1 protein-coding gene is annotated in these 513 nt (G+C 44.4%); it reads left to right on the top strand.

Going from position 1 to position 513, the window contains the following annotated elements:
* Positions 1–361, top strand: a 361-nt coding sequence (locus tag R7190_RS30935; protein ID WP_318138351.1) for an IclR family transcriptional regulator C-terminal domain-containing protein, incomplete at its 5' end; no start/stop codon positions are given.
* Positions 362–513: the final 152 nt, after the last annotated feature.

The raw sequence follows: 513 nt of genomic DNA, 5'->3' as shown, positions 1-513 counted from the left end.
TACTGCGATTGGTAAAGTGCTGCTTTCTGAGCGCGATGAAAGCTTCGTTCGTGACGTATTGAGCGATGTCGAGTTCATTAAGCACACAGAAAAAACATTGGAAAACACCGATCAAGTGCTAGAAGAATTGGCGAAAGTGCGCGATTTCCACTATGCAGAAGATAACGAAGAGCAAGAACCAGGTCTTCGTTGTATCGCTGCGCCGATTTATGACCGCTTTGGTCAAATCATTGCTGGCTTGTCTATCTCATTCCCAACCATCCGTTTCGATGAAGAGAGAATGGAATATTACGTCGGCTTACTGCATCAAGCAGGTAAAAACAGTTCTGAGCATTTGGGTTACCACGATTACCCGGCATAATCAGAAACAAGAGGCAGCCGCGAGGCTGCTTTTTTTGCCACTTAGAACAATGTTGAAACACCGGTTCATTTTAGAGGTAAACCATGGGCACATCCGTCACTCCAAACATCTTCGACTTTTGAATCAAAATTGACCCCTTTGATAAACTGCCA

This window comes from Vibrio sp. 1078-1, assembly GCF_033340475.1.
Note: the sequence above shows the minus strand (reverse complement) of the source record. Positions and strands in the feature narration are given on the sequence as shown.